The 26,745-nt window shown below is 73.4% G+C and carries 24 protein-coding genes; 16 read left to right on the top strand and 8 right to left on the bottom strand.

Features of this window, described 5'->3' with window-relative positions:
- The first annotated feature begins 103 nt into the window (after positions 1 to 103).
- The 3 genes from tatA to ABEA77_RS13725 all read left to right on the top strand — a co-directional run bounded on the left by tatA (position 104) and on the right by ABEA77_RS13725 (position 4,413).
- Positions 104 to 379, top strand: coding sequence for a Sec-independent protein translocase subunit TatA (gene tatA, locus ABEA77_RS13735; protein WP_345646036.1), 276 nt, complete (start codon positions 104 to 106; stop codon positions 377 to 379).
- 73 nt (positions 380 to 452) lie between these two features.
- Positions 453 to 1,397, top strand: coding sequence for a twin-arginine translocase subunit TatC (tatC, locus tag ABEA77_RS13730; protein ID WP_345646034.1), 945 nt, complete (start codon positions 453 to 455; stop codon positions 1,395 to 1,397).
- 178 nt (positions 1,398 to 1,575) lie between these two features.
- Entirely contained in the window at positions 1,576 to 4,413 is a 2,838-nt protein-coding gene (locus tag ABEA77_RS13725) for a DEAD/DEAH box helicase (RefSeq protein ID WP_345646031.1), read from the top strand.
- 75 nt (positions 4,414 to 4,488) lie between these two features.
- Here the strand turns inward: ABEA77_RS13725 and ABEA77_RS13720 are convergent, their stop codons facing one another.
- The 3 genes from ABEA77_RS13720 to ABEA77_RS13710 all read right to left on the bottom strand — a co-directional run bounded on the left by ABEA77_RS13720 (position 4,489) and on the right by ABEA77_RS13710 (position 7,798).
- Positions 4,489 to 5,856 carry a cryptochrome/photolyase family protein gene (locus tag ABEA77_RS13720; protein ID WP_345646028.1) on the bottom strand — a complete coding sequence of 456 codons (1,368 nt, stop codon included), beginning with the start codon at positions 5,854 to 5,856 and terminating at the stop codon, positions 4,489 to 4,491.
- Positions 5,857 to 5,937: 81 nt separating this feature from the next.
- Positions 5,938 to 6,786, bottom strand: coding sequence for a siderophore-interacting protein (locus ABEA77_RS13715; RefSeq protein ID WP_345646025.1), 849 nt, complete (start codon positions 6,784 to 6,786; stop codon positions 5,938 to 5,940).
- Positions 6,787 to 6,841: 55 nt separating this feature from the next.
- Positions 6,842 to 7,798 carry a 5'-3' exonuclease gene (locus ABEA77_RS13710; RefSeq protein ID WP_345646022.1) on the bottom strand — a complete coding sequence of 319 codons (957 nt, stop codon included), beginning with the start codon at positions 7,796 to 7,798 and terminating at the stop codon, positions 6,842 to 6,844.
- 245 nt (positions 7,799 to 8,043) lie between these two features.
- Between ABEA77_RS13710 and ABEA77_RS13705 the strand changes: the two genes are divergently transcribed.
- From ABEA77_RS13705 to ABEA77_RS13690, 4 genes are all read left to right on the top strand, one after another.
- Positions 8,044 to 9,195: a quaternary amine ABC transporter ATP-binding protein gene (locus ABEA77_RS13705; RefSeq protein WP_345646019.1), complete on the top strand. Its 1,152-nt coding sequence runs from the start codon at positions 8,044 to 8,046 to the stop codon at positions 9,193 to 9,195.
- Positions 9,188 to 11,830 (top strand): ABC transporter permease/substrate binding protein, encoded by a 2,643-nt coding sequence (locus tag ABEA77_RS13700; protein WP_345646016.1) that lies wholly within the window; start codon positions 9,188 to 9,190, stop codon positions 11,828 to 11,830. Before ABEA77_RS13705 ends, ABEA77_RS13700 begins: the two co-directional genes overlap by 8 nt.
- A gap of 205 nt (positions 11,831 to 12,035) precedes the next feature.
- Positions 12,036 to 12,596: a helix-turn-helix domain-containing protein gene (locus ABEA77_RS13695; protein ID WP_345646013.1), complete on the top strand. Its 561-nt coding sequence runs from the start codon at positions 12,036 to 12,038 to the stop codon at positions 12,594 to 12,596.
- 13 nt (positions 12,597 to 12,609) lie between these two features.
- Positions 12,610 to 13,350 carry a helical backbone metal receptor gene (locus ABEA77_RS13690; RefSeq protein ID WP_345646012.1) on the top strand — a complete coding sequence of 247 codons (741 nt, stop codon included), beginning with the start codon at positions 12,610 to 12,612 and terminating at the stop codon, positions 13,348 to 13,350.
- Positions 13,351 to 13,432: 82 nt separating this feature from the next.
- On the opposite strand, the gene ABEA77_RS13685 is transcribed toward ABEA77_RS13690, so the two are convergent.
- Positions 13,433 to 14,122: a gamma-glutamyl-gamma-aminobutyrate hydrolase family protein gene (locus ABEA77_RS13685; protein ID WP_345646011.1), complete on the bottom strand. Its 690-nt coding sequence runs from the start codon at positions 14,120 to 14,122 to the stop codon at positions 13,433 to 13,435.
- Between the two features lie 17 nt (positions 14,123 to 14,139).
- Positions 14,140 to 14,976 (bottom strand): FadR/GntR family transcriptional regulator, encoded by an 837-nt coding sequence (locus ABEA77_RS13680; RefSeq protein WP_345646010.1) that lies wholly within the window; start codon positions 14,974 to 14,976, stop codon positions 14,140 to 14,142.
- Between the two features lie 113 nt (positions 14,977 to 15,089).
- On the opposite strand from ABEA77_RS13680, the gene ABEA77_RS13675 reads away from it, so the two are divergent.
- The 3 genes from ABEA77_RS13675 to ABEA77_RS13665 all read left to right on the top strand — a co-directional run bounded on the left by ABEA77_RS13675 (position 15,090) and on the right by ABEA77_RS13665 (position 18,794).
- Complete coding sequence (locus ABEA77_RS13675; RefSeq protein WP_345646009.1) at positions 15,090 to 16,454, top strand: glutamine synthetase family protein; 1,365 nt, start codon at positions 15,090 to 15,092, stop codon at positions 16,452 to 16,454.
- Between the two features lie 122 nt (positions 16,455 to 16,576).
- Positions 16,577 to 17,974 carry an aldehyde dehydrogenase family protein gene (locus ABEA77_RS13670; RefSeq protein ID WP_345646007.1) on the top strand — a complete coding sequence of 466 codons (1,398 nt, stop codon included), beginning with the start codon at positions 16,577 to 16,579 and terminating at the stop codon, positions 17,972 to 17,974.
- A 4-nt stretch (positions 17,975 to 17,978) separates the two neighbouring features.
- Positions 17,979 to 18,794, top strand: a complete 816-nt coding sequence (locus ABEA77_RS13665) for a 3-oxoacyl-ACP reductase (RefSeq protein ID WP_345646005.1) — start codon at positions 17,979 to 17,981, stop codon at positions 18,792 to 18,794.
- A gap of 45 nt (positions 18,795 to 18,839) precedes the next feature.
- Here ABEA77_RS13665 and ABEA77_RS13660 read toward each other — a convergent pair whose 3' ends face one another.
- Both ABEA77_RS13660 and ABEA77_RS13655 read right to left on the bottom strand, forming a co-directional pair.
- Positions 18,840 to 19,628 (bottom strand): SAM-dependent methyltransferase, encoded by a 789-nt coding sequence (locus ABEA77_RS13660; protein ID WP_345646003.1) that lies wholly within the window; start codon positions 19,626 to 19,628, stop codon positions 18,840 to 18,842.
- Positions 19,629 to 19,832: 204 nt separating this feature from the next.
- Positions 19,833 to 21,035: an amino acid deaminase/aldolase gene (locus ABEA77_RS13655; RefSeq protein WP_345646000.1), complete on the bottom strand. Its 1,203-nt coding sequence runs from the start codon at positions 21,033 to 21,035 to the stop codon at positions 19,833 to 19,835.
- Between the two features lie 278 nt (positions 21,036 to 21,313).
- Between ABEA77_RS13655 and ABEA77_RS13650 the strand changes: the two genes are divergently transcribed.
- The 3 genes from ABEA77_RS13650 (at position 21,314) to ABEA77_RS13640 (ending at position 24,425) form a co-directional block, all read left to right on the top strand.
- Entirely contained in the window at positions 21,314 to 22,291 is a 978-nt protein-coding gene (locus ABEA77_RS13650; RefSeq protein WP_345645997.1) for a hypothetical protein, read from the top strand.
- A complete protein-coding gene (mycP, locus tag ABEA77_RS13645) occupies positions 22,288 to 23,481 on the top strand; it encodes a type VII secretion-associated serine protease mycosin (RefSeq protein ID WP_345645994.1) in 1,194 nt (397 codons plus the stop codon). Before ABEA77_RS13650 ends, mycP begins: the two co-directional genes overlap by 4 nt.
- Positions 23,482 to 23,675: 194 nt before the next feature.
- The gene (locus tag ABEA77_RS13640) at positions 23,676 to 24,425 is read left to right on the top strand and encodes an SseB family protein (RefSeq protein ID WP_345645991.1); all 750 of its coding nucleotides are present in this window, start codon (positions 23,676 to 23,678) and stop codon (positions 24,423 to 24,425) included.
- 28 nt (positions 24,426 to 24,453) lie between these two features.
- On the opposite strand, the gene ABEA77_RS13635 is transcribed toward ABEA77_RS13640, so the two are convergent.
- The gene (locus ABEA77_RS13635; protein WP_345645988.1) at positions 24,454 to 24,831 is read right to left on the bottom strand and encodes a DUF1844 domain-containing protein; all 378 of its coding nucleotides are present in this window, start codon (positions 24,829 to 24,831) and stop codon (positions 24,454 to 24,456) included.
- Positions 24,832 to 25,157: 326 nt separating this feature from the next.
- On the opposite strand from ABEA77_RS13635, the gene infC reads away from it, so the two are divergent.
- The 3 genes from infC to rplT all read left to right on the top strand — a co-directional run bounded on the left by infC (position 25,158) and on the right by rplT (position 26,656).
- Positions 25,158 to 25,847 carry a translation initiation factor IF-3 gene (gene infC / locus ABEA77_RS13630; protein ID WP_345645985.1) on the top strand — a complete coding sequence of 230 codons (690 nt, stop codon included), beginning with the start codon at positions 25,158 to 25,160 and terminating at the stop codon, positions 25,845 to 25,847.
- A 128-nt stretch (positions 25,848 to 25,975) separates the two neighbouring features.
- Entirely contained in the window at positions 25,976 to 26,170 is a 195-nt protein-coding gene (gene rpmI / locus ABEA77_RS13625) for a 50S ribosomal protein L35 (RefSeq protein ID WP_345645982.1), read from the top strand.
- 99 nt (positions 26,171 to 26,269) lie between these two features.
- Positions 26,270 to 26,656, top strand: coding sequence for a 50S ribosomal protein L20 (rplT, locus tag ABEA77_RS13620; protein ID WP_345645979.1), 387 nt, complete (start codon positions 26,270 to 26,272; stop codon positions 26,654 to 26,656).
- The last annotated feature ends 89 nt before the right edge of the window (positions 26,657 to 26,745 follow it).

Genomic DNA, 26,745 nt, shown 5'->3' with positions numbered 1-26,745 from the left:
CATCCCCGGGGTTTACGATCCTTGCGTAGGACACCGGTCGGGCATCTGTCCGCCCTGTGTGACGCAGGCCCCCCATGCCGCCTCGGTGAGAAGGTAAACCATTATGTTCGGAAGGCTCGGCGCCCCCGAGATCATTCTCATCCTCGTCGTGATCGTCCTGCTGTTCGGTGCGAAGAAACTCCCGGACATGGCGCGTTCGCTCGGCAAGTCCGCCCGCATCCTCAAGAGCGAGGCGAAGGCGATGAAGTCGGAGCAGGGCCAGAGCGCCCCCGCCGACCCGCCGCACGACGCCGAGGCCCAGCGCACCATCAAGGCCGCGCCCGGCGACGTGACGACTGCCCGCCCGGTCACCGAGCCCTCGGACACCACCCAGCGCTGAGCCGTACCGCACCAAGGGCCAGGAGCGGCGCCGCCTGCTGGCGTGTGTCCGCCGCACGAGATGAGGAAGTGGGTTGGCCAGCTCTGCCCGCAAGCAGCAGAAGGACCCCGAGGGGCGCATGCCCCTCGTGGAGCACCTGAGGGAGCTGCGCAACAGGTTGGCGAAGGGCCTCCTGGCGATCGTCGTCGTCGCCTGTGTCGCCGGGTTCTTCTACAACGACATCATCAACTTCTTCACCCACCCGGTCCTCCAGTCCGTCGGGTGCACGGGTGACTTCACCTCGCTCGCCCACCACAAGGGCCAGCCCTGCGCCAACATCACGATGAACGGCCTGCTCGGCCCGTTCTCGCTGGCCCTGAAGGTCACCCTGATGGCGGGCGTCGTGTGCGCCTCGCCGATCTGGCTGTACCAGCTGTGGGCGTTCATCGCCCCCGGCCTGCACCGGCACGAGAAGAAGTACGCGCTCATCTTCGTCGGCAGCGGCGTGCCGCTGTTCTTCTTCGGCGCCTTCTTCGCCTACGAGGTGCTGCCGACCACGGCCAAGGTCCTCCTCGACTTCACGCCGAACAACATCGCCAACCTGCTGCCCCTCGACGACCTGCTCGACCTCGTCACGCGCATGGTCCTCGTCTTCGGCCTCTCCTTCGAGATGCCGCTCCTGCTGGTGATGCTCAACTTCGTCGGGATCATCAGCGCCAAGCGGATGCTGGGCTGGTGGCGGCTGATGATCATGGGGATCACGGTGTTCGCCGCGGTGGCCACTCCCAGCACCGACCCGCTGTCGATGCTGGCCCTGGCCGCGCCCATCTGGATCCTCTACTTCGCCGCCTGTTTCGTCGCCTACCTCAACGACCGGCGCAAGCGGCTGCGCGACGAGGGCGGCCCCGCCGACGACGAGGCGTCCGACCTCGATCTGGCCCCACAGCGCGTCGAGCCCGTCGAGCCGGTCGGCTCGACCCCCGCCCTGCCGGAGCAGTCCGACGCGCACCGGGTCAACGGTTTCGACGACGTGACCTGACCCGCCTTCTCCGTCCCGGCCCCGCTCCCCGCACGCCGCGTGCGGGGAGCCGTCCGCGCACACCCGCGTACCCGGCGTGCCGGCCCGTCCGGCGTACCCGTCCACCGGCGCGCCGCCGGTGGACCGGGGCGAAAGACCGAGGTGAGTGTCCGAGGTGGCGGGTAGGCTCGTGGGCGAGATGACAGAGGACCTTTCTCCCGCCGAGCGCTACGCGGCCGCCCGTATCCGCAATGCCGTACAGGCCACCGCGCTCGCCCCCTTCCGCGAGATGTACGAGTTCGGCCTCGACCCCTTCCAGATCGAGGCGTGCGAGGCCCTTGAGTCGGGAAAGGGGGTGCTGGTCGCGGCGCCGACCGGCTCGGGCAAGACCATCGTCGGCGAGTTCGCGGTGCACCTGGCCCTCGGAGAGGGCCGCAAGTGCTTCTACACGACCCCCATCAAGGCGCTGTCCAACCAGAAGTACGCCGACCTCGCGGCCCGGTACGGAGCCGACAAGGTCGGCCTGCTGACCGGCGACAACAGCGTCAACGCGGACGCGCCGGTGGTCGTCATGACCACCGAGGTCCTGCGCAACATGCTCTACGCGGGCTCCCAGGCGCTCACCGGCCTCGGCTATGTCGTCATGGACGAGGTGCACTACCTTTCCGACCGGTTCCGCGGCGCGGTCTGGGAAGAGGTGATCATCCACCTGCCGGACTCGGTGACGCTGGTGTCGCTCTCCGCGACGGTCTCCAACGCCGAGGAGTTCGGCGACTGGCTCGACACCGTGCGCGGCGACACCGCCGTCATCGTCTCCGAGCACCGGCCCGTGCCGCTGTGGCAGCACGTGCTCGCCGGCCGCCGGATGTACGACCTCTTCGAGGAGGAGACCGACCACGGCGGCCGTGGCGAGGCGAAGCGCGAGGTCAACCCCGACCTGGTCCGGATGGCCAGGATGGAGAACCAGCGCACGTACAACCCGCGCGACCGCAGGCGCGGCAAGATGGTCCGCGAGGCCGACCGCGAGCGCGAGCGAAGACAGCGCAGCCGGATCTGGACGCCGTCGCGGCCCGAGGTGATCGACCGGCTCGACGCCGAGGGCCTGCTGCCCGCGATCACGTTCATCTTCAGCCGGGCCGGCTGCGAGGCCGCCGTGCAGCAGTGCCTCTACGCGGGCCTGCGGCTCAACGGCGAGGCCGCGCGCGCCGAGGTCCGCGAGATCGTCGAGCAGCGCACGTCCTCCATCCCCACCGAGGACCTGCACGTCCTCGGCTACTACGAGTGGCTCGAAGGGCTTGAGCGGGGCATCGCGGCCCACCATGCGGGGATGCTGCCGACGTTCAAGGAGGTCGTGGAGGAGCTGTTCGTCCGGGGTCTGGTCAAGGCGGTCTTCGCCACCGAGACGCTGGCGCTCGGCATCAACATGCCCGCGCGCACGGTGATCCTCGAGAAGCTCGTCAAGTGGAACGGCGAGCAGCACGCCGACATCACACCGGGGGAGTACACCCAGCTCACCGGGCGGGCGGGGCGGCGCGGCATCGACGTCGAGGGCCATGCGGTGGTGCTGTGGCAGCGCGGGATGGACCCGGGCGCCCTCGCCGGGCTCGCGGGCACACGCACGTATCCGCTGCGCTCCAGCTTCCGGCCCTCGTACAACATGGCCGTCAACCTGGTCAAGCAGTTCGGCCGCCACCGGTCGCGGGAGCTGCTGGAGACGTCCTTCGCGCAGTTCCAGGCGGACCGGTCGGTCGTCGGGATCTCCCGGCAGGTCCAGCGCAACGAGGAGGGCCTCGCGGGCTACCGCGAGGGCATGACCTGCCACCTCGGTGACTTCGAGGAGTACGCGCGGCTGCGCAGGGAGCTCAAGGACCGGGAGAACGAGCTGGCCAAGCAGGGCGCAGCGCAGCGCAGGGCGCAGGCGGCCGCCTCGCTAGAGAAGCTCAAGCCGGGCGACGTGATCCACGTGCCGACCGGCAAGTTCGCGGGTCTCGCCCTGGTGCTCGACCCGGGAGTGCCCGCGGGCCGGACGGGCGGGCACCGCGGACACGCGGGAGTGGAGTACCACGAGGGCCCGCGCCCGCTGGTGCTGACCGTGGAGCGGCAGGTCAAGCGGCTCGGCTCGATCGACTTCCCGGTGCCGGTCGAGCCCCTCGAACGGATGCGCATCCCGAAGTCGTTCAACGCGCGCTCGCCCCAGTCGCGCCGCGACCTGGCGTCGGCGCTGCGCACGAAGGCCGGGCACATCGCGCCCGAGCGGCACCGGAGGCAGCGCGCCGCGGCCGCCGACGACCGGGAGATCGCCCGGCTGCGCGCGGCGCTGCGCGCCCACCCGTGCCACGGGTGCAGCGAGCGCGAGGACCACGCGCGGTGGGCCGAGCGCTACCACCGGCTGACCCGCGACACGCGCCAGCTGGAGCGCCGGATCGAGGGGCGTACGAACACCATCGCGCGGACCTTCGACCGGATCGTCGGGCTGCTCACGGAGCTCGACTACCTGCGCGGCGACGAGGTCACCTCGCACGGCAGGCGGCTCGCCCGCCTCTACGGCGAGCTCGACCTGCTCGCGAGTGAGTGCCTGCGGGAGGGCGTGTGGGAGGGGCTCGGGCCCGCCGAACTGGCCGCTTGCGTGTCGGCCCTGGTCTTCGAGTCACGGCAGACCGAGGACGCGGTGGTGCCCAAGACGCCCTCGGGCCCCGCGAAGACGGCGCTCGCGGAGATGGTCAGGACCTGGGGCCGGCTCGACGCGCTGGAGGACGAGTTCCGCATCAACCAGGCGGAGGGCGTCGGCCAGCGTGAGCCGGACCTCGGCTTCGCCTGGGCGGCGTACATGTGGGCGTCCGGCCGGGGCCTCGACGAGGTGCTGCGGGAGGCCGAGATGCCCGCGGGCGATTTCGTGCGCTGGTGCAAGCAGGTCATCGACGTGCTGGGGCAGGTCGCGGCGGTCCCGTCCTCCGAGGAGTCCACGGTCGCGCGCAACGCCCGCAGGGCGATCGAGGGGATGCGGCGCGGCGTGGTGGCGTACAGCTCGGTGGGCTGAGCGGCCGGGCGGCTCCGGCACGGACCGTGCGGGCCCGTGCCGTGGGGGCCCGGTACCGGGGCCGCCTCCCGGGGCTCAGGCCCCCCTGGCACGCAGGAAGCGGTCGCGGCCCGCGGCCAGGTCGACCACCGGATCCGGGTAGTCGAGCGCGGCGCGCTCGGGCTCGGGCAGGCGCCAGGGCCGGTGCACCGCGGCGCCCGCCACGTCCGCGAGCTCGGGCACCCAGCGCCGCACATAGCTGCCCCGCGGGTCGAACCGCCTGGCCTGGGTGAGCGGGTTGAGGACCCGGTTGGGGCGGGTGTCGGTTCCGGTGCCCGCGGCCCACTGCCAGTTGAGCTGGTTGTTCGCGAGGTCGCCGTCGACGAGCAGGCCGAGGAAGTGCTCGGCGCCGACGCGCCAGTCCGCGTAGAGCGTCTTGGTGAGGAAGCTCGCGACGAGCAGGCGCGCCCTGTTGTGCATCCAGCCCTCGTGGCGCAGCTGCCGCATCGCCGCGTCCACCACCGGGTAACCGGTGCGGCCCTGCCGCCACGCCTCGACGGCCCGGTCCGTGTCGGCCCCCGTGGACCAGCGGTCGCCCCGGTCCCGGTAGTCGGACCAGGAGGCGGCGGGACGTGCGGCGAGCACCTGGTGGTGGAAGTCGCGCCAGGCGAGCTGCCGTACGAAGGCGTCGGCCCCCGCGCCGCCCTTGCGGCCGGCCCGGTGCACCAGCTCCACGGCGGAGAGGCAGCCGAAGTGGAGGTAGGGCGAGAGCCGTGACGTGGCGTCGCCCGCGAGGTCGTCGTGTCGGTCCCCGTACTCCGTGATGCCGGAGCGCAGCCAGGCTGTGAGCCGCTCGCGGGCCGCCGCCTCGCCGCCCTCGGGCACCCCGGGGGAGACGCCGGCGACACCGGCCCTGCGGAGCGGCTCCTCGCCCTTCACCCGGGGCACGTCCACGGATCTGGGCGCGCCGAGTGCCGCGCGTACGCCCTCCTGCTGCCAGCGCCTGAAGTAGGGGGTGAAGACGGCGAAGTGGTCGCCCGAGGCGGGGGTGACACGGCCCGGCGGCAGGGCCGTGACCACGGCGTCGTGGGCGTGCAGCGCGCACCGCAGGCCGGTGAGCGCCTCGCGCAGCCGCTCCTCGCGGCCCAGCGCGTACCCGCTGACGCCGGCGGCGACATGCACCTCGTGCGCGCCGGTCTCGCGCACCACCCGGCAGACCTGGTCGACGGTTTCACCCGTACGGACGACGAGGCGGCCGCCCCGCTCGCGCAGCCCCGCGTCGAGCGAGGCAAGGCAGTCGGCGAGGAACGCCCGCCGGTTCGGCGCGTCGAACCCGGCGCGGTGGATGCCGTCGTCGCGCACGAACAGCGGGACCACCTGGTCCGCGGCTCTCAACGCGGCATGCAGCACGGGCTGGTCGTGGACGCGCAGGTCGGAGGTGAAGAGGGCGACGGCAACGGTCATGCCGCGCATTCTCGCGGGGCGCGGCCCCGGAGCGCGGACCTCGGGCCGCCCGCGCGGCGTGGCCGCACGGGCGGGTCGGGCTCAGGCCGGGACCTGGCCCTCCTGCTCGCGCTCCACCTGGGCGTTCCACTCGCGCTTGACGGCGCGCCACGCCTCGTCGTCGTGGCCGTGCCGCCAGTACCCGGAGACGGAGAGGCGCTCGACGGGCACCTTGCGGTCGTGGCGCAGGTGGCGGCGCAGCTCCTTCACGAAGCCGGCCTCGCCGTGGACGAACGCGTGCACGGACCCCTCGGGGAAGTCCAGCGCGCGCACCGCGGCGACCAGCGCCTCGCCGACCGGACGGCCCGCGCGGTGCAGCCAGGTCACCTCGACGCCGTCGGGGCAGGCGATCTTCTGCTCCTCCTCGGGGCCCTCGATCTCCACGAACGCGTGCACCGGGGCCTCTGCGGGGACCTGCTCAAGGGAGGCGGCGATCGCGGGGAGCGCGCTCTCGTCGCCCGCGAGCAGGTGCCAGTCGGCGTCCGCGGACGGCGCGTAGCCGCCGCCGGGGCCGAGGAAGCGGACCGTCTCGCCGGGTTCTGCCCTGGCGGCCCAGGGGCCCGCGAGCCCCTGGTCGCCGTGGACGACGAAGTCGATCGTCATCTCCAGCGCGTCCCGGTCGAAGGCGCGCACCGTGTACGTGCGCGTGGTGGGCCACTGCTCGCGGGGGAACTCCGCGCGGATGCGCTCCATGTCGTACGGCTCGGGGTAGGTGACGCCCGGGGCGCCGAAGACCACCTTCACGTAGTGGTCGGTGAACTCGCCGCACTCGACGGCGGCCAGGTCCTCTCCGCCGAGCACGATCCGCACCATGTGCGGGGTGATGCGCTCGGTGCGCAGCACGCGCGCCTCGCGGACCCTCGGTGCCTTGCGGCGCGGTTCCTCCGCCACGGCCAACTCCCCTGATCGTTGTGGATATCAGATTAGGCTTACCTAAGTTAACACCTCAGCGGGTGAGCGTGGAGAGGAGCCGAGCCAGCGATCCGCCGAGCCCCCACCGCCGCGCCAGGGCGTCCAGCGCCTCGGGGTCGCGCGGCGCCTTCGGCAGCGTGGAGTCCACCGCGGGCAGCGGCACGTCGGAGGCGACCCGTACGACCCGCGGCGCGACCGCCAGATAGGGCCGCGCCTCGGCGAGGCGCCCCCGCTGGGAGGGGGTGAGCCTGGTGTGCGGGTCGTCCACCGCGGCCAGGATTCCCGCGAGGTCGCCGTAGGAGTCGAGCAGCTTGGCCGCGGTCTTCTCGCCGATGCCGGGCACGCCGGGGAGACCGTCGCTCGGGTCGCCGCGCAGCAGCGCCAGGTCCGCGTAGCGCGCGCCGGAGACCCCGTACTTCTCCCGCAGCACGGCCTCGTCGGTGAGCTGGAGGGTGCCGACGCCCTTGACGGGGTACAGCACGCGCACCCCGCGCGCGTCGTCGACCAGCTGGTAGAGGTCGCGGTCGCCGGTGACGATGTCGACGGGGCCCGTCGCCCGCGCGGTGAACGTGCCGATCACGTCGTCCGCCTCGTAGTCCGGGACGCCGGCGCGCGCGATCCCCAGCGCGTCCAGCACGTCCTCGATGACGGGGACCTGCGGCGAGAGCGTGTCCGGCACCTCCTCGACATCGCTGCCGCCGGTGCCGGCCGCAGGGGCCTCCTCGGCGACCCGGTGCGCCTTGTAGGAAGGGATGAGCTCGACCCGCCACCGCGGGCGCCAGTCGGCGTCCATGCAGGCCACCAGGGCATCCGGCCGGTGGTCCTGGACCAGTCTGGCGATGAAGTCGAGCAGGCCGCGCACGGCGTTGACCGGGGTGCCGTCGGGGGCGCGCACGGAGTCGGGCACGCCGTAGTACGCGCGGAAGTAGAGGGAGGCGGTGTCGAGGAGCATCAGGCGTCGCGTCACGCCGCCGATGATGCCGTACGGCACCGACAGCCGGGGTTGACCGTGATCACCCGGGATGTCCCGCGTGCAAGAGCGACACGCCCTCTTGATGTGATGTAGATCACATAATTGTTTGGTCTGTACAAGTGAGGGCAGGTGCGCAGCCGGAGCGGACCAGCCTCCGGCCCAAGGCGGCCGGACGGCCGGCGAAGCGGGCAGACCCCGTGCCGCTCCACGGCTCGCCCGGCGGGGGTGGCGGGCCGTTTTCCGGTTCGACCCGTGAGGTTTATGTGTCCAGGCTGCAAGCCGAGCACTTGTACAAAGTGTTCGGCAGACGACCCGATGAGGCCGTGACGAAGCTCCGCGAAGGCGCGGACCGCGAGGAGCTTCGCGCGGACGGAACGACGGCCGCTGTCATCGATGCATCCTTCACGGTCGAGCCGGGGCAGATCTTCGTGGTGATGGGCTTGTCGGGCTCCGGCAAGTCCACCTTGCTGCGCATGCTGAACGGCCTGCTCGAACCGACCGCCGGGCGGGTCCTCTTCGACGGGCAGGACCTCACGGCCCTGTCCAAGGAGGGGCTGCGCACCGTCAGGTCGACCAAGATCAGCATGGTCTTCCAGCACTTCGCCCTCTTCCCGCACCGCAGCGTGCTGGAGAACGCGGGCTACGGCCTCGAGGTCCAGGGCGTCCCGCGCAAGCAGCGCGAGGCCAAGGCCCGCGAGGCCCTGGAGCTCGCCGGGCTCGGCGGCTGGGAGGACTCCTGGCCCGACGAGCTCTCCGGCGGCATGCAGCAGCGCGTGGGCCTCGCCCGCGCGCTGGCCACCGACGCGGACCTGCTCCTCATGGACGAGTCGTTCAGCGCCCTCGACCCGCTGATCCGCCGTGACATGCAGGACCAGCTGCTCTCGCTCCAGAAGCGGCTCAAGAAGACCATCGTCTTCATCACGCACGACCTGAACGAGGCCATGCGCCTCGGCGACCGGATCGCCGTGATGCGCGACGGGAAGATCGTCCAGCTCGGCACCGGGCAGGACATCCTGGTCACCCCGGCCAACGACTACGTCGCGTCCTTCACCCAGGACGTCGACCGCTCGCGCGTGCTCACCGCCGGCGCCATCATGGCCGACACCGAGACCGCGTTCGGCACCCGTACGGACTCCGGCAGGGAACTGCGCACGGAGGAGGACGTCCTCGCCGCCGCGCCCGCCACCGTCTCCGAGGACACGCCGATCATCGAGCTGTTCACGCCCTGCTCGACCAGCGCGGCGCCGGTCGCGGTCACCGGAGGGGACGGCGCGCTCGTCGGCGTCGTGCCGCGGTCCCGGCTGCTCGCCGTGCTCGGCGAGCCCATGACCCCGCCGGACTCCCGCGAGGGGACCGGGGGCGAGGGCGCCGCCGACGCGGACTCCGCCACGGGCAAGGCGGTGGCCAGTGCCTAGGCTCCCACTGGGCGACTGGGTCGACAGCGCGGTGAACTGGCTCCAGGACAACCTGTCCTGGCTGTTCAACGCGGTGTCCTGGCTCGTCAACCACCTCTACGACTGGATATTCGACGTCCTGTCGGCCCCGCAGCCGCTGCTGCTCGCGGGCATCTTCGCCGTCATCGCCTGGTGGCTGCGGAGCCTGTCCGCCGGTGTGCTCGCCTTCATCGGCTTCGCGCTGATCGACTCCATCGAGCTGTGGGACCACTCGATGCAGACGCTGTCGCTCGTCCTGGTCGCCACGGTCCTCACCCTGGTGATCGGCGTGCCGCTCGGCATCTGGGCCGCGAGGTCCAAGACCGTCAGCCAGGTGTTCCGGCCGATCCTGGACTTCATGCAGACCATGCCCGCCATGGTCTACCTGATCCCCGGCGTGATCTTCTTCGGCGTCGGCGTCGTGCCCGGCATCATCGCGACGATCGTCTTCGCCCTGCCCCCCGGCGTCCGCATGACCGAGCTGGGCATCCGCCAGGTCGACGAGGAGCTGGTCGAGGCCGCAGACGCGTTCGGCACGCCCCCGCGCCAGACGCTGCTGCGGGTCCAGCTGCCCCTCGCCATGCAGACGATCATGGCCGGTGTCACCCAGAACGTGATGCTCGCGCTCTCCATGGTGGTCATCGCCGGCATGGTCGGCGGCGGCGGCCTCGGCGGCGACGTCTTCCAGGCCATCGGCAACGTCAACATCGGCCTCGGCTTCGAGGCCGGCATCTCCATCGTCATCGTGGCGATCTACCTCGACCGGATGACCGGCGCGCTGGGCCAGCAGGTTTCGCCGCTCGGCCGCCGCACCCTCGCCAAGGCGCGGGAGATGGCGAGCGGGGTCGCGGGGCTCAAGGTCTGGAACCACCGGCCGCAGCCCGTCGTGGCGCTCGTCGGAGTCGTGGTCCTGGCGCTCGCCGCGGGCGGCATCGGCCTCTTCGGCGGCTCGGACTCGGGCACCGCCAAGGTCGCGGACACGCAGAACGTCGGCCACGGCAAGTCCGTCAGCATCGGCTACATCCCGTGGGACGAGGGCATCGCCACCACGTACCTGTGGCAGGAACTGCTCCAGGAGCGCGGCTACAAGGCCGACGTCAGGCAGTACGACGCCGGCGCGCTCTACCAGGGCCAGGCCAACGGCCAGATCGACCTGCAGACCGACTCCTGGCTGCCCACCACGCACGCCGCCTACTGGAAGAAGTACGGCAGCAAGCTGGAGGACATGGGCAAGTGGTACGACCAGACCTCGCTGGAGGTCTCCGTCCCCTCGTACGTCAAGGGCGTCAAGTCCATGGCGGACCTCAAGGGCAAGAGCAAGGAGTTCGGCGGCCGGATCATCGGCATCGAGCCGAGCGCCGGTGAGATGGGCCTGCTCAAGACGAAGGTGCTCAAGGCGTACGGCCTCGACAAGGAGTACACCGTCACCGACGGCTCCACGCCGAGCATGCTCTCCGAGCTGAAGCGCGACTACCAGGCCAAGAAGCCGGTGGCCGTCGTGCTGTGGTCGCCGCACTGGGCGTACAGCACGTACAAGCTCACGAAGCTCGCCGACCCCAAGAACGCCTGGGGCAAGGGCGACAGCATCCACGCGCTGGCCCGCAAGGGCTTCACCGCCGACAACCCCACCGTGGCCGGCTGGCTGAAGAACTTCCACATGAGCGAGACCCAGCTCAGCAGCCTTGAGGCGGAGATCCAGAAGGCCGGCAAGGGCCACGAGCTGGACGCCGTGAAGACCTGGCTGAAGGCCAACCCCGGCCAGGCGGGCAAGTGGGCCCCGGTGCCGAAGCAGAACAAGGCGGTCGCGGCGGCCGTCGCCAAGGAGGCCGCCCGTCCGCTGAACGTCGCCTGGTTCCCCTGGGACGAGGACGTCGCGGCCACCTACCTCTGGAAGGAGGTGCTGGCCAAGCGCGGCTACACGATGAACCTCAAGCAGTTCGACGTGGGCCCGATGTACGCGGCGCTCTCCAGGGGCCAGCTCGACGTGCAGTTCGACGGCTGGCTGCCGTACACGCAGAAGCCGTACTGGGACAAGTACCACCAGGACCTGACCAAGATCGGGTACTGGTACGGGCCGACCTCGCTGGAGGTGGCGGTGCCCAGCTACGTCAAGGGCGTGAAGACGTACAGCGACCTCAAGGGCAAGGGCAAGGAGTTCGGCAACCGGATCATCGGGATCGAGCCGGGCACCGAGGAGATGAACCTCCTCAAGCACAAGGTCCTGCCGACGTACGGCGTCGACAAGGAGTACAAGGTCGTCGACGGCTCGACGCCCGGCATGCTCGCCGAGCTCAAGCGCGACTACGCGCAGAAGAAGCCGGTCGCCGTCGTGCTGTGGTCCCCGCACTGGGCCTACAGCACGTACAAGCTGACCAAGCTCGCCGACCCGCAGAAGGCGTTCGGCTCCGGTGACAAGCTGACCACCGTGGCCAGCAAGAAGTTCCCCCAGCAGTACCCGCAGCTGACCAAGTGGCTGAAGAACTTCCACATGTCGGACGCGGAGCTGGGCGGTCTGGAGAGCCAGATCAAGAAGGCGGGGACCGGCCACGAGGAGGACGCCGTCAAGGCGTGGATGGCCAAGAACCCCGGCATCGTGGACAAGATGGCCCCGATGTAGCACGGCGTGCGGGCCTCCCGGGCACACCCCGGGGGGCCCGCCGTCCGGCACGGTGAGCGGCGACCGCGAACGCTGCGTCGAGGGGTGAGTACCCGCTGTGACGGGGCTCACCCCTTTTCCGGTTTCCTATCGGCCCGGGAACGACAAGTCTTGTCAGGGCGTGACCTCTGAGAAGATGGCGGTCCGGCCGGGAGGGAGCCCAGACATGGACGACAAGGAAGCGCTGAGAGTGGGCGCGGCCGTCCGCAGGCGGCGCAGGTCGCTCGGGTTCACGCTGGCGGCGGTCGCCGCGCGCAGCGGCCTGTCCGTGCCGTTCCTCAGCCAGATCGAGAACGAGCGGGCCCGCCCGAGCACCCGCTCACTCGAACGGGTCGCGGACGCGCTGGAGACCACGCCCGCCGCGCTGCACGCCGCCGCCGACTCCGCACGCACCGTCGACGTCGTACGCGGCGACTGCGGCGCCGGGTCCGCTGCCCCCGGCACCCGGCGGGTGGTGCGCGGCGGCCACCAGCTCGCCGCCAAGGAGTACAGCGGCGAGCAGGACACGGGGCGCGAGTACATGCACCGCAACGACGAGATCATGTACATCGCGGACGGCGCCGCCGAGGTCGAGGCCGAGGGCCGCTCGTACCTGCTGGAGCGCGGCGACACGCTCTACCTCTCCGGCGGGGTCAGGCACCGCTGGCGCACCACGGAGCCCGGCACGCGCATCCTGGTCGTCGCCGTCGCCGAGCACATCGACGCGACCTTCGACCGGGACCGCTGAGCGGGGCGCCGCCGTGGCCGCCCGCCCCCGGGTCGTCTCCCTCGTCCCCTCGCTGACCGAGGCCGTCGCGGTGAGCGCCCCCGGGCTGCTGGTCGGCGCGACCGACTGGTGCGTGCGCCCCGCGGGCCTCGACGTCGCCAGGGTCGGCGGCACGAAGAACCCCGACACGGCCGCCGTCCTCGCGCTCCGCCCCGACCTGGTCGTCGCGAACGAGGAGGAGAACCGGCCAACCGACCTCGAAGCGCTCCGCGCGGGCGGAGCCCGGGTGCTGGTCACCGAGGTCAGGACGCTCGGGCAGGCGTTCGCCGAACTGACGCGCGTCCTGGCCGGCGGCTGCGGCCTTGCGCCGCCGCCCTGGCTCGACCGGGCGCGTGCCGCCTGGGCGGCCGTGCCGCCCCCGGCGGGCGGCCCGGTGCGCGCGGTCGTCCCGGTGTGGCGCAGGCCGTGGATGGTGCTCGGCCGCGACACGTTCGCGGGCGACCTGCTGTCCAGGCTCGGGGTGCGCAACGTGTACGCGGAACACGCCGAGCGCTATCCGCGCGTGCCGCTCGACGAGCTGCGGGCGGCAGGCGCCGACCTGGCCGTCCTGCCCGACGAGCCGTACCGCTTCGCGGCCGACGACGGCCCCGAGGCGTTCCCCGGCCTGCCCGCCGCGCTGGTCGACGGCCGCATGCTCACCTGGTACGGCCCCTCCCTCGAACAGGCGCCGATGTCCCTCGCGGCGGCGCTGCGGGCGCCCCTGCCGCCGCGCTGAGACCCGGGCGCGCAGGTCCGTGCGGGGCGCGGCCGGGGCGTGCACGGCCGCCGCGGAGCCGGGGCCGGGCCCGGCGTCCGCCTCAGCCGGCGTACGCCGCCGCGCGGACGAAGTCGGCCACGACGCGGGTGTCGTCCGCCATCTCCGGGTGCCACTGGACGCCGAGCACCCAGCGCCTCCCGGCCAGCTCGACCGCCTCCACCGTGCCGTCGGGGGCCACGGCCGAGACGGTCAGGCCTTCGCCCAGCCGGTCGACCGACTGGTGGTGCTGGCTCGGCACGGTGCACTCCTCGGGCACCAGGCCCGCATAGCGCGTCCCCGGCAGCGGCGCCACCGGATGCGCGCCGAACTGCCCGGCGACCTCGCCGACGTGGCCCTCGATGTGCTGGACGAGCGTGCCGCCGCGCGCGACGTTCAGCAGTTGCAGCCCCCGGCAGATGCCGAGCAGCGGGGTGTCCGCGTCGAGCGCCGCCCCGATCAGCGCCAGCTCCCAGGCGTCGCGCTCGCGCGCGGGCGGCCCCGTCCGCGGATGCGGCCCGGCCCCGTACCGCTCGGGCTCCACGTCGGGGCCGCCCGCGATCACCACGCCGTCGAGCCGCGCCACCACGGCCGCCGCCGTCGCGGGATCGCCCGGCGGCAGCAGCACGGCGAGGCCTCCGGCGCGCTGGACAAGCCCGGAGTAGCCGGCAGGCAGCAGCGCGGCCGGCATCCGCCAGGGCCCCCACGCCGCCGGGTCCTCCCAGTAGGTGCTGATGCCGATCAGCGGCGCCATCGTGTCTCCTCCCCGCGTCAGGGCCGTCCACCGGCCAAAGGTCTCTGATCACACCATTCGCTCCCGGGCTCGTCGCCGGGGCCGCGGCCGTCCGCGAGGAAGCCGCGCAGCAGCGCCGCGGTCCCCGCGCAGTGCTCGCGCGCGATCTCACGGGCGGCGTCCGCGTCCCGGTCGAGCACCGCGCCGACCAGCGCGGCGTGCTGGCGCTGCGAGTGCTCCAGATTGCGCACCAGCAGGGGGATGCAGTCCAGCAGGTCGTTCACCCGGGCGCGCACCGCCGCGTACTGCGCCGTGAGCGAGGGGGCGCCCGCCAGCTCCGCGAGGGCGAGGTGCAGCAGCGTGTCCCGCCTGCGGTAGTCGGCGAGCGGCGCGTCGTGCGTCGCCGCGAGCGCCGCGCGCAGCCGGCCGGCGGCACCGCCGGCCAGGCCCTGGTCCGCGCAGAGCCCGGCGGCGCCCGACTCCAGCACCTCGCGGAAGCGCAGCACGTCGTCGAGGTCGGCGCGCGCGACCCGGCGGCGCAACTCGGCGCCGCCGGCGTGCGGCGCGCCGCCAGGGGCGGGGCGCGGGCGCACGAAGGTCCCGCCGTACCGGCCCCGCCTGCTCTCCACCTCGCCGTGGTCCGCGAGCACCTTGAGCACCTCGCGCAGCGTGACCCGGCTGACGCCGAGCCGGCCCGCGAGCTCGCGCTCCGCCGGCAGGCGCCCGCCGGGCGGGACCAGGCCGAGCCTGATCACCTGGAGGATCTGTTCGAGCGCCTCCTCGAAGCCGTTGCCCGCGTGCACGGGCCGCAGCACCGGCGCGAGCGCGTCCGCCCCCGCGGCGGGGCGTACGCCGTCCTGCGGCGCCTGAGCCATGTGCCTCCCCCTCGCGGGGCCGCGGACCCGGCCCGTCGTCCCTCGTACTTCCCTCTCAAAGGTAAGCAGCTATACCTTAAGGCTTCCGGCTGACCGAAGGAGGCCATACCCCCGTGGCAGACCGCACACCCCCGCTCGCCACCGGCGACCTCGCACGCCTCGTCGGCGCGGGCGAGATCGACACCGTCGTCCTCGCCTTCCCCGACATGCAGGGCAGGCTCCAGGGCAAGCGCTTCGCCGCGCCCTTCTTCCTCTCCGACGTCCTCGACCACGGAGCCGAGGGGTGCAACTACCTCCTCGCGGTCGACACCGAGATGAACCCCGCCGACGGCTACGCGATGGCGTCCTGGGACCGCGGCTACGGGGACTTCGCACTGCGGCCCGACCCCGCGAGCCTGCGCCGCGTGCCCTGGCACCCCGGCACCGCGCTGCTCATGGCCGACCTCGCCTGGGCCGACGGCACCCCCGTCGCCGCCGCGCCGCGGCAGATCCTGCGACGCCAGCTCGACCGCCTCGCCGGGCACGGGCTCACCGCGCACGTCGGCACGGAGCTGGAGTTCATCGTCTTCAAGGACACCTACGAGCAGGCGTGGGACGCCGCCTACCGCGGCCTCACCCCCGCCAACCAGTACAACATCGACTACTCCGTCCTCGGCACCGGCCGCGTCGAACCCCTGCTGCGCCGCATCCGCAACGAGATGGCGGGCGCGGGCCTGACGGTCGAGTCGGCGAAGGGCGAGTGCAACCCGGGACAGCACGAGATCGCCTTCAAGTACGACGAGGCCCTCACCACCTGCGACCACCACGCCGTCTACAAGACCGGCGCCAAGGAGATCGCCGCGCAGGAGGGCGTCTCGCTCACCTTCATGGCGAAGTACGACGAGCGCGAGGGCAACTCCTGCCACATCCATCTCTCCCTGCGCGACGCCGGGGGACGCCCCGCGATGGCGGGAGACGGACCAGGCGGCATGTCCGCGCTGATGCGGCACTTCCTCGCGGGACAGCTCGCCGCACTGCGGGACTTCGCGCTGCTGTACGCGCCGAACATCAACTCGTACAAGCGCTACCAGCCGGGATCCTTCGCGCCCACCGCCGTCGCCTGGGGCCACGACAACCGCAGCTGCGCGCTGCGGGTCGTCGGGCACGGCCCCTCGCTCCGCTTCGAGAACCGGGTGCCGGGCGGCGACGTCAACCCCTACCTGGCCGTCGCCGGCCTCGTCGCCGCCGGCCTGCACGGTGTCGAGGAGGAGCTCGAACTCCCCGCCCCCTGCGCGGGCAACGCCTACGAGGGCGACTACGTGCACGTCCCCGCCACCCTCCGCGAGGCCGCCGAGGTGTGGCAGGGCAGCGCGCTCGCCCGCGCCGCGTTCGGCGAGGAGGTCGTCGACCACTACGCCAACATGGCCCGCGTCGAACTCGCGGCCTTCGACGCCGCCGTCACCGACTGGGAGCTGCGCCGCTCCTTCGAACGCCTCTAGGGAGTGTCCGGCACCTGCCGCCTCGCCGTCCTCCGGGCGGACGGCGGCGGGTGTCCGACAGTCCCCAGCACCGCACGTACCGCGCACGTCCCGTCCGCCCGCTCACGTAAGGACCAGGCCGCATGCCAGGGCACCACCACACCACCGGAGCGCCGCACCCCGTGGAGCACCGCGTACTCGACCCGGCGACCGGCGCGGTCGTCGCCACCGTCCCCGCCACCACGCCGGAGCAGGTCGACGCGGCCGTGGGCCGGGCCGCGGCGGCCCAGCGCGGCTGGGCGGCCGCGGCGCCCGCCGACCGCGCAAGGCTGCTGCGCCGCTTCGCCGCCGTCGTGGACGAGCACACCGAGGAGCTGGCCGGGCTGGAGGTCCGCCAGGCCGGCCACACCATCGGCAACGCGCGCTGGGAGGCCGGCAACGTCCGCGACCTCCTCGACTACGCCGCCGGGGGAGTGGAGCGCCTCACCGGGGCACAGATCCCCGTGCCGGGCGGCATCGACGTCACGTTCCTCGAACCCCTCGGCGTGGTCGGCGTGATCGCCCCCTGGAACTTCCCGATGCCCGTCGCGGCCTGGGGCTCCGCCCCCGCGCTCGCCGCCGGGAACGCGGTCCTCCTCAAGCCCGCGGAGACCACCCCGCTGACCGCCCTGCGGCTCGCCGAACTCGCCCTGGAGGCCGGCCTGCCCGAGCACCTCTTCCAGGTGCTGCCCGGTGCGGGACCCGTCACCGGGGACGCGCTGGTGACCCACCCGGGTGTCGCGAAGATCGTCTTCACCGGGTCGACGGCCGTCGGCACCTCGATCATGGCGAAGTGCGCCACCGCCGTGAAGCGGGTCACCCTCGAACTCGGCGGCAAGAGCCCCAACATCGTCTTCGCCGACGCCGACCTCGAACGGGCCGCCGCCGCGGCCCCGATGTCCTTCCTCGACAACGCGGGCCAGGACTGCTGCGCCCGCACCCGCCTCCTCGTGCAGCGCGACGTGTACGACCGCTTCCTCGCCCTGCTGGAACCCGCGATCGCCGCCGTCACCGTGGGCGACCCGGCCGACGAGGCGACCGAGATGGGCCCGCTGATCTCCGCCGGGCACCGCGAGCGCGTACGCTCCTACGTCCCCGAGGACGCCCCGGCCCTGCGCGGCAGCGCCCCCGAGGGGCCCGGCTTCTGGTACCCGCCGACGGTCCTCACCGGCCTCGCGCCCGACGCCCCCGCCGCCACCGAGGAGGTCTTCGGGCCGGTCGCCGCCGTCCTCCCGTTCACCGACGAGGAGGACGCCGTACGGCTCGCCAACGCCACCCCGTACGGCCTCTCGGGGTCTCTGTGGACCCGGGACGTCGGCCGGGCGCTGCGCGTGTCGCGGGCCGTCGCCGCAGGGAACCTCTCCGTCAACTCCCACAGCAGCGTGCGCTATTGGACCCCCTTTGGCGGCTACAAGCGCTCCGGGATCGGACGGGAGCTCGGCCCCGGAGCGCTCGCCGCCTTCACCGAGACCAAGAACGTCTTCATCAGCACGGAGGACTGACCGCATGAGCACACCCACCCCCACACCCCAGGACCAGGGAGGCGGCGCCACCGTCTGCCGCCGCCTCGTCGGCCGCACCGCAGTCGTCACGGGCGCGGGCAGCGGCATCGGGCTCGCCACCGTGCGCAGGCTCGCGTCCGAGGGCGCCCACGTCGTCTGCGCGGACATCGACGAGACCACGGGAAGGGCCGCGGCCGAGGAGGCGGGCGGCCTCTTCGCGCGGGTCGACGTCACCGAGCCCGAGCAGGTCGAGGCGCTTTTCGAAGCCGCGTACGACACGTACGGCAGCGTCGACGTGGCCTTCAACAACGCGGGCATCTCACCGCCCGACGACGACTCCATCCTCGACACCGGCCTCGACGCGTGGCGCCGCGTGCAGGAGGTCAACCTGACGTCGGTCTACCTCTGCTGCAAGGCCGCCATCCCGTACATGCGCCGCCAGGGCCGCGGCTCCATCATCAACACCGCGTCCTTCGTGGCCAGGATGGGCGCGGCGACCTCCCAGATCTCCTACACGGCCTCCAAGGGCGGCGTGCTCGCGCTCTCCCGCGAACTCGGCGTGCAGTTCGCCCGGGAGGGCATCCGGGTCAACGCGCTGTGCCCCGGGCCCGTCAACACCCCGCTGCTGCGCGAGTTGTTCGCGAAGGACCCGGAGCGCGCGGCCCGCAGGCTCGTGCACATCCCGCTCGGCCGGTTCGCCGAGGCCACCGAGATCGCCGCCGCCGTCGCGTTCCTCGCGAGCGACGACGCCTCGTTCGTCAACGCGTCCGACTTCCTGGTGGACGGCGGCATCTCCGGCGCCTACGTCACCCCGCTGTAGGCGCCGCCGCGGAACAGGACCGGGCGCGGCGCGCGCCGCGCCCGGTCACCGCACGAAGCCCACCCCAGCGTAGCCGGACTGGGCGCCCGGCAGATCCGCGTCGGCGGGCCGCGGGGAGTCCTTGTGCCAGCACGGCACAAGGCCGGGCTCCACCAGGTCGAGCCCGTCGAAGAACCGCAGCACCTCCGCGTACGTGCGCGGCCGCAGGTCGATCCCCGCCGTCCGGTACTCCTCCGTGCGGTCCTGCTCGGGCGTGAGCAGGTCCATGCTCAGGTGGGACAGGATCAGGCAACTGCCGGGCACCAGGGGCGCGAGCAGCGTCCGCACGATGCCGTACGGGTCGCGGCCGTCCGGCACGAAGTGCAGCAGCGCGATCAGCGACAGGGCGACGGGCCTGCCGAAGTCCAGTGTCCGGCGGGCCTGTTCGAGGATGGCCTCGGGATCGAGGACGTCCGCCTGCACATAGGCCGTGCGGCCCTCGGGCCGGCTGACGAGCAGCGCCTCCGCGTGCCGCAGCACGATCGGGTCGTTGTCGACGTACACGATCCGGCACGTGGGGTCCACGTCCTGGGCGATCTGGTGGAGGTTCGGCTCGGTCGGGATGCCCGTGCCCACGTCCAGGAACTGGTCGACGCCCGCGCGGGCCGTCCACTCGATGCCCCTGCGCATGAACGCCCGGTTCGCGGCCGCCCCGTTGCGTGCCTCGACCGGCAGCCGCTCGGCCACGGCCTGGTCCACCGGGTAATTGTCCTTTCCGCCGAGCAGGAAGTCGTAGATCCGCGCAGGGTGCGGCCTGCTGGTGTCGATGCGCGCGGCGGGCTTGCCTGATGCCATCGGAGGGCCTCCTCGGGGTCCGGCCGTCGTCGTCCTGCCGTACGGCCGCCGTACGCACGGACCTTGCCACACCGGCGCCGGCGCCCGCGACACATATGGGAACGGAACCGGACGAACCAGCATCTCCCGCTTCGGGCAAGGGCGTTGCGGGACCTGCCCGGCGGAGCGGCGCGGACCGGGCGGCATGGGCCGTGCGGGGACGGCCTACAGGAACGTGCGCCCCTCGCCCCGGTACGTCGGTACCGTCGCCGTGACCCGGTCGCCCTCGACCAGGTGCAGCTCGGCGAACCGCTCGCACATCTCCCCGGCCTTCGCGTGCCTGAACCACACCGTGTCGCCGATCAGCAGGTCGTCCGCTGCCGAGCCGAGCAGTGGCGTCTGCACCTCGCCCGGGCCCTCCTGCGCGTCGTAGCGCAGTCCCTCGGGCAAGTACGGCACCGGAAGCCGGTCCGCGCCCGCGGCGCCCGACGCCGGATACCCGCCGCCCAGCACCGTCACCACGCCCACGCCCGGCCTGCGCACCACGGGCTGGCCGAACAGCGCGGCCGGACGGCCGGAGAACGACGTGTAGTTGTCGAACAGGCGCGGCTGGTAGAGCCCCGAGCCCGCGGCGATCTCCGTGACCGCGTCCTCCGCCGCCGTGTGCTGCACGCTGCCCGTGCCCCCGCCGTTGACGAACTCGACCCCCGGCGCCACCGCGCGGACCGCGCGCACCACCGCGGCGCGCCTGCCCGTCAACTCCCTGCGCGCCGCCGCCTGCATCAGCCGGATCGCCCGCGAGCGCAGCGGCCGGCCCGCCACCGCGTCGCCCACCCCCGCCACATGGCCCTCGTACGCCATCAGGCCCACCACCCTGAACCCGGGCCTGCGCGTCACCGACCTGGCCAGCTCGGCCAGTTGGGCCGGATCGCGCAGCGGCGAGCGCAGCGCCCCGATCCGCACCCTGCCGCCCAGCATCCGCAACGACGTGTCCAGTTCGAGGCAGACCCGGATCTCCTCCCGGCCCCCGTCGCGCGCCGCGTCGATCAGATCGAGCTGTGCCGGATCGTCCACCATCACCGTGACCGCGCCCGCCAGCTTCGGGTCCGCGGCCAGCTCCGCGTACGCGGCGCGGTCGGCCGACGGGTAGGCGAGCAGCACGTCGTCGAAGCCCGCGCGCGCCAGCCACAGGGATTCGGCCAGCGTGAACGACATCAGGCCGGAGAAGCCGTCCCTGGCGAGGACCCGCTCCAGCAGGGCGCGGCACCTGACGGACTTGCTGGCCACCCGGATCGGCTTGCCGCCCGCCCTGCGGACGAGGTCGTCGGCGTTCGCGTCGAAGGCGTCCAGGTCCACGACGGCCAGCGGCGCGTCGAGGTGCGCGGTGGCCCGGTCGTACCGTGCCCTGTCGGAGGCGAGGGGAGTCATGGGACCGAGCTTGCCAGAGCCGATTACCGGACGGTAGACCAGCGCGTCCCGCCGGTGGCGTACCGCGGGCCCGCCACCGGCGGGACGCGGTACGGGGCCGCGCACGGTGCGGGCCCGCCGCCGTCCCGACCGGCCCGCGCCGGGACCGCGGGCCCCCGCGAACCCGTAGAGTGACGTCCGGACTTCAGGCGAACGCGCCCGTCCCGTACGGTGATCCGCACCGCGGCCGGACACGCGCGCCGCCGTGCAGGCGGCGAGACCAGGACCCGGAGGGGCGGATGAGCATCGAGGCGCAGGGCTCCGGCGCACCGCGGCCCTCGGCTCCGGTGCCGCCGCGGCCCGCCGCCGGGCCCCGCGCGGTGCCAGGCCGCCCCGCCGCCCCGGCCGCGTCGTCCGCGTACACCCTCGCGCCGCCGGTCCAGCCGCCGGCGCTGCCGCCGCTCCCGCCCCTGCCCCCGCACGGCACGTACCCACCGCGCCCCGCGCCTGCGGCGGGACCACCGCGGCGCACCCGGCGCACCGCCCTCACCGTCGCGCTCCTCGTCCTCGGGCTCGGCCTGGTCGGCGGCGCGGTCACCGGGAGCTGGCTGCTCGACCAGGACCCCGCGCACGCGGCCGCCGGCCGCTTCGACACCGCCAGGCAGCTGTGGCACACCACGCCGGTCGACACCCTCTTCCCGCCCGTCGTCGACGGCACGGGCGCCGGACCAGACGGGGCCGACCGCACCTGGACGAGGCTCGGCGTCGCCCCCGACAGCGGCTGCGCGGCCACCCTCGGCCCGGACCTCGCCGCCGCCCTGCGCACCGCCGGATGCCTGCGCGTCGTACGGGCCACCTACCGCGACGCCACGTCGAGCGACGTCACCACCGTGGGCCTGGTCTTCACCCGGGCAGACCCCGCGGGCACCGCAGCCCTGCGCACCGCCTTCACGAAGCGCCGCCTCGCCGCCGACCCGCGGCTGCTGCCCGCCGCCTACGCGGTGCCCGGCACCGCCGCCGCGTCCTTCGGCGGCCGGCAGCGCGCCAGCTGGAGCATCGACGTACTCGCCCAGGCGCCCGTCGTCGCCTACGCGGTCACCGGCTTCGCCGACGGGCGCGCCGTCGCGGCCCCCGAGCCCGCCGCCGCGGCCATGGCGGCGCACGACACGAGCCCCGCAGGGCAGGCCGGGCTCGGCTACGAGGCGAAGGGCCTCGCCGACCGGGTCGGCCGCACCGTGCGCGCCCTCGCCGCCCCGAGCCCCACGGAGGGAGGGTGAGGCGGCCGCCGCGGCGCACCGCCGCGACCCTCGTCGCCGTCTCCCTCCTGCTGCTGGTGCCCGCGCGGCCCGCGAGCGCCGACACCATCCGCGACCAGCAGTGGGCGCTCACCCAGCTGCACGCGCAACAGGCGTGGCGTACCACCAAGGGGCGGGGCGTCACCGTCGCCGTCCTCGACACCGGCGTCGACGCCACCCACCCCGACCTCACAGGACACGTGCTCGCGGGCAGGGACCTCATCGGCTTCGGCGCCCGCCGCGGCGACCGCTCCTGGGCCCGCCACGGCACCGCCATGGCGAGCATCATCGCGGGCCACGGGCACGGCCCCGGCGACGGGGACGGGGTGCTCGGCCTCGCGCCCGACGCGGAGATCCTCCCCGTGCGGGTGATCCTCGAAGGCACCGACCCGGCAAGGGACCGGGCCCGCACCAGCCGCGGCGACGCGCTCGCCGACGGCATCCGCTGGGCCGTCGACCACGGCGCCGACGTCATCAACCTCTCCCTCGGCGACGACAGCGCCTCCGCCCACCCCGAGCGCGCGGAGGACGAGGCCGTGCAGTACGCGCTCGCCAAGGGCGTGCCCGTCGTCGCCTCCGCGGGCAACGGCGGGCAGAAGGGCGACCGCATCTCCTACCCGGCGGCCTACCCCGGCGTGATCGCGGCGGCCGCCGTCGACCGCTACGGCCTGCCCGCCGACTTCTCCACCCGCCGCTGGTACGCGGACGTCGGCGCGCCCGGGGTCGACGTGGTGATAGCGGACCCCGACCGCCACTACTACGAGGGCTGGGGCACCAGCGCCGCAGCCGCGTTCGTCTCCGGCACCGTCGCCCTCCTGCGCGCCGCGCACCAGGACCTCACCCCGGCGCAGATCAAGACGCTTCTGGAGAAGACCGCGAACACCCCGAAGGACGCCCCCGCGGGCAGCCGGGACGACGGGACCGGATACGGCGTGATCGACCCGGCGGCCGCCCTCGCGGCCGCCGACCGCATGGCCGCCGCAGACCCGCACGGCGCCCCCGCCGGGTACACCAGGCGCTACTTCGGCCCCGGTCCCGGCGCCGCGCCGCACTCCACGGACCCTGCGGCCTGGCCCGCACCGCTCGCGGGCGGCGCCGGCGGCCTGCTGCTGCTCGCGGCGGGCGCCGTCTGGGGCACGGGCCGGCGACGCGCCGCGCGCGACCGGGTGTGACGCGGAGCACCGAACCCGGACCTGAGGCAGGGCCCGCCGACCTGAGGCAGGGCCCTCCGGGTCCGGGACGGGGCGCGGGCCGGGCCCCTTCACCCTCGGGCCGGGGCCCCGGGTCCGAGGGACTCCGAGCCCGGGCCCCACGCTCCGGGCGGGGTCCCTCCGAGCGCGGCGCGCGGCCCTTCTAAGCTCGGGGCGTGGCCCTGAAGAACATCCCTGACCCCGGTTTCGCCGACGACGACGGCAGCGCGGCACCCGAACTGGCCGCGGCGCTCGCCGCCTGGTCGGCCGACAGGTCGGCGGAGCCCCGGGTGCTCGCCGCGCTGCGCACGGCCAGGCTCCTCGTGCCGGTGGTCGCGGTGCTCGGCGAGGCCGAGGAGGGCGCCCCCGGCGACCCGACCGGCCTGCGCAGGGAGAAGACCAGCGACATGGCCGTGCCGACGCTCACCGCGGGCGGCCGGCGGGCCCTGCCCGCGTTCACCTCGACCGCGGCGCTGGCCGCCTGGGACCCCGCGGCACGGCCCGTCGCCGTGCCCCTGCACCAGGCGCTGCTGGCGGCGGCGCACGAGCGGGCCGACACGGTGGTGCTCGACCTCGCGGGCCCGGTGCCCTACGAGCTGACGGGCCCCGCGCTGCGGGCGCTCGCCGAGGGGGGAGGCTCGGGCGATCCGCTGGCCGACCCCGCCGTCACCGGCGCCGTGCGCGAGGTGGTCGCGGCCCAGCCCGCCGTGGTCCGCGCCCACCTGGGGCCCGGCAGCGCGGACGGCCTCCTCGCGCTCGTCCTCGACCCGGGGGTGTCCGACCCCGCCGCGACCGCGCGCTCCGTCGCCGAGGCGCTCGCGGCCCACGACACGCTGCGGGCCCGCCTGGTGCGCGGCCTCGACCTGGCCCTCCTGCCGGCCGGCACCGCCCCGCCAGGCGAGCCCCTCTACGTACGCGGCGCGTGAGGCGCCCCGGCCTGCGCGGCCGCAGGCCTCAGCCGTAGACCGGGCCCGTGTACTTCTCGCCCGGGCCCTGGCCCGGCTGGTCCTTGACGACGGAGGCCTCGCGGAACGCCAGCTGGAGCGACTTCAGGCCGTCCCGCAGCGGCGAGGCGTGGAAGGAGCTGATCTCCGTCGCGCTCGCGTCCAGCAGCCCCGCCAGGGAGTGGATCAGCTTGCGGGCCTCGTCGAGGTCCTTGTGGGCTTCGCCCTCCTCGGTCAGCCCGAGCTTCACCGCCGCCGCGCTCATCAGGTTGACCGCCACGGTGACGATCACCTCGACGGCCGGGACCTCCGCGATGTCGCGGGTCAGGGCGTCGTAGTCGGGCTGCTCCGGGGCAGCCTGACCGGCTGCGGGTGTCGCGTCACTCATGCCGCACACCCTAGGCGCTCCCCGGCGCGCCTCTCGACGAGCTGCCGGTTCGCCCGGTACACGCGCGGAGTGCTAACCTTGTGTGACGACCGGCCGGGAGCGCATGCCTCCGGCCCACAAGTGGAGGCTCCGATCTCCCACCTGGCCGCCTTCGAGGCGGCGGGTCACCGGTCAGGCGGTGCCCATCGTTCCGTACGGACGATGGAGCCGCCCGATGCGCCCCGCGGCGACGCGGCGGTGCTCCGGTAGTGCTTGGAGCTCCCGCCTGTGTCCGTCCGGGGCATTTTTCGTGTTCCGCCACGGTTGGTCCACACACGCACCAAGTGATGCGGCTGTCTGCCATACAGCCGGTCAGTCCTAACCGAGGAGGATCCATCAGCGCCGAGCCCCGCATCAACGACCGGATTCGTGTTCCCGAAGTACGACTCGTCGGTCCCAGCGGCGAGCAGGTCGGCATCGTGCCGCTTGCCAAGGCCCTGGAACTCGCCCAGGAGTACGACCTCGACCTCGTCGAGGTCGCGGCGAACGCGCGGCCGCCCGTGTGCAAGCTCATGGACTACGGGAAGTTCAAGTACGAGTCGGCCATGAAGGCCCGTGAGGCGCGCAAGAACCAGGCGCACACGGTCATCAAGGAGATGAAGCTCCGGCCGAAGATCGACCCGCACGACTACGACACCAAAAAGGGTCACGTGGTGCGGTTCCTCAAGCAGGGCGACAAGGTCAAGATCACGATCATGTTCCGTGGTCGCGAGCAGTCCAGGCCCGAACTGGGCTTCCGGCTGCTCCAGCGCCTCGCTTCGGACGTCGAGGACCTCGGTTTCATCGAGTCCAACCCGAAGCAGGACGGCCGCAACATGATCATGGTGCTTGGCCCGCACAAGAAGAAGACCGAGGCCATGGCCGAGGCCAGGGAGGCCCAGGCCGCCCGCAAGGCCGAACGCCAGGGTGGTGGCCAGCTCACCGCGGAGGCCGACGAGGGCGCCGAGGAGCCCGCCGAGGAGTCCGCCGAGGCGTGATCCGCGGCCGCTCCACAGGGCTGCCTCCGGCTCCGGGTCCCTCCCGGAGCCCATACCGAAGAAATGACGCTTCCGCGCGCCGGCCCGCCGCCGGCCGGGAAGCGCCACTGACGAGGAGACAACGGCGCATGCCGAAGAACAAGACGCACAAGGGTGCCAGCAAGCGCTTCAAGGTCACCGGCTCCGGCAAGGTGCTGCGCGAGCGGGCCGGCAAGCGCCACCTGATGGAGCACAAGTCGTCCCGGGTGACGCGTCGTCTCAGCGGCAACGCCGAGATGGCCCCGGCGGACACCAAGAAGATCAAGAAGCTTCTCGGCATGTGAGGCGGCGGCCCCCGCCAGGGGGCCGCGCCTCGGACCACCGGGACCCACCACTTTCGGGCCGCGTGCAGTGACCGCGGCCCCGCTACAAGGAGTTGACACGTGGCACGCGTCAAGCGGGCAATCAACGCCCACAAGAAGCGCCGGGCGATCCTGGAGCAGGCCAGCGGTTACCGCGGGCAGCGCTCGCGCCTGTACCGCAAGGCGAAGGAGCAGGTCACCCACTCCCTCGTCTACAACTACAACGACCGCAAGAAGCGCAAGGGCGACTTCCGGCAGCTGTGGATCCAGCGCATCAACGCCGCCGCCCGCGCCAACGGCATGACGTACAACCGCTTCATCCAGGGTCTGAAGGCCGCCAACGTCGAGGTGGACCGCAAGATCCTCGCGGAGCTCGCCGTCAACGACGCCAACGCGTTCGCCGCGCTGGTCGAGGTCGCGCAGAAGGCCCTGCCGAGCGACGTCAACGCGCCGAAGGCCGCCGCCTGACCCGGCGGCGCCACCCGCTTCACCGCACCGGACCCGCAGGCAGCGCGCCTGCGGGTCCCGTGCGTTCCCGACCCTTACGCACCGAGAAG

It is taken from the genome of Streptomyces tremellae (genome assembly GCF_039540215.1).
Lineage (GTDB): Bacteria > Actinomycetota > Actinomycetes > Streptomycetales > Streptomycetaceae > Streptomyces > Streptomyces tremellae.
The sequence above is the reverse complement of the archived record's forward strand: the minus strand, read 5'-3'. Positions and strand labels throughout refer to the sequence as shown.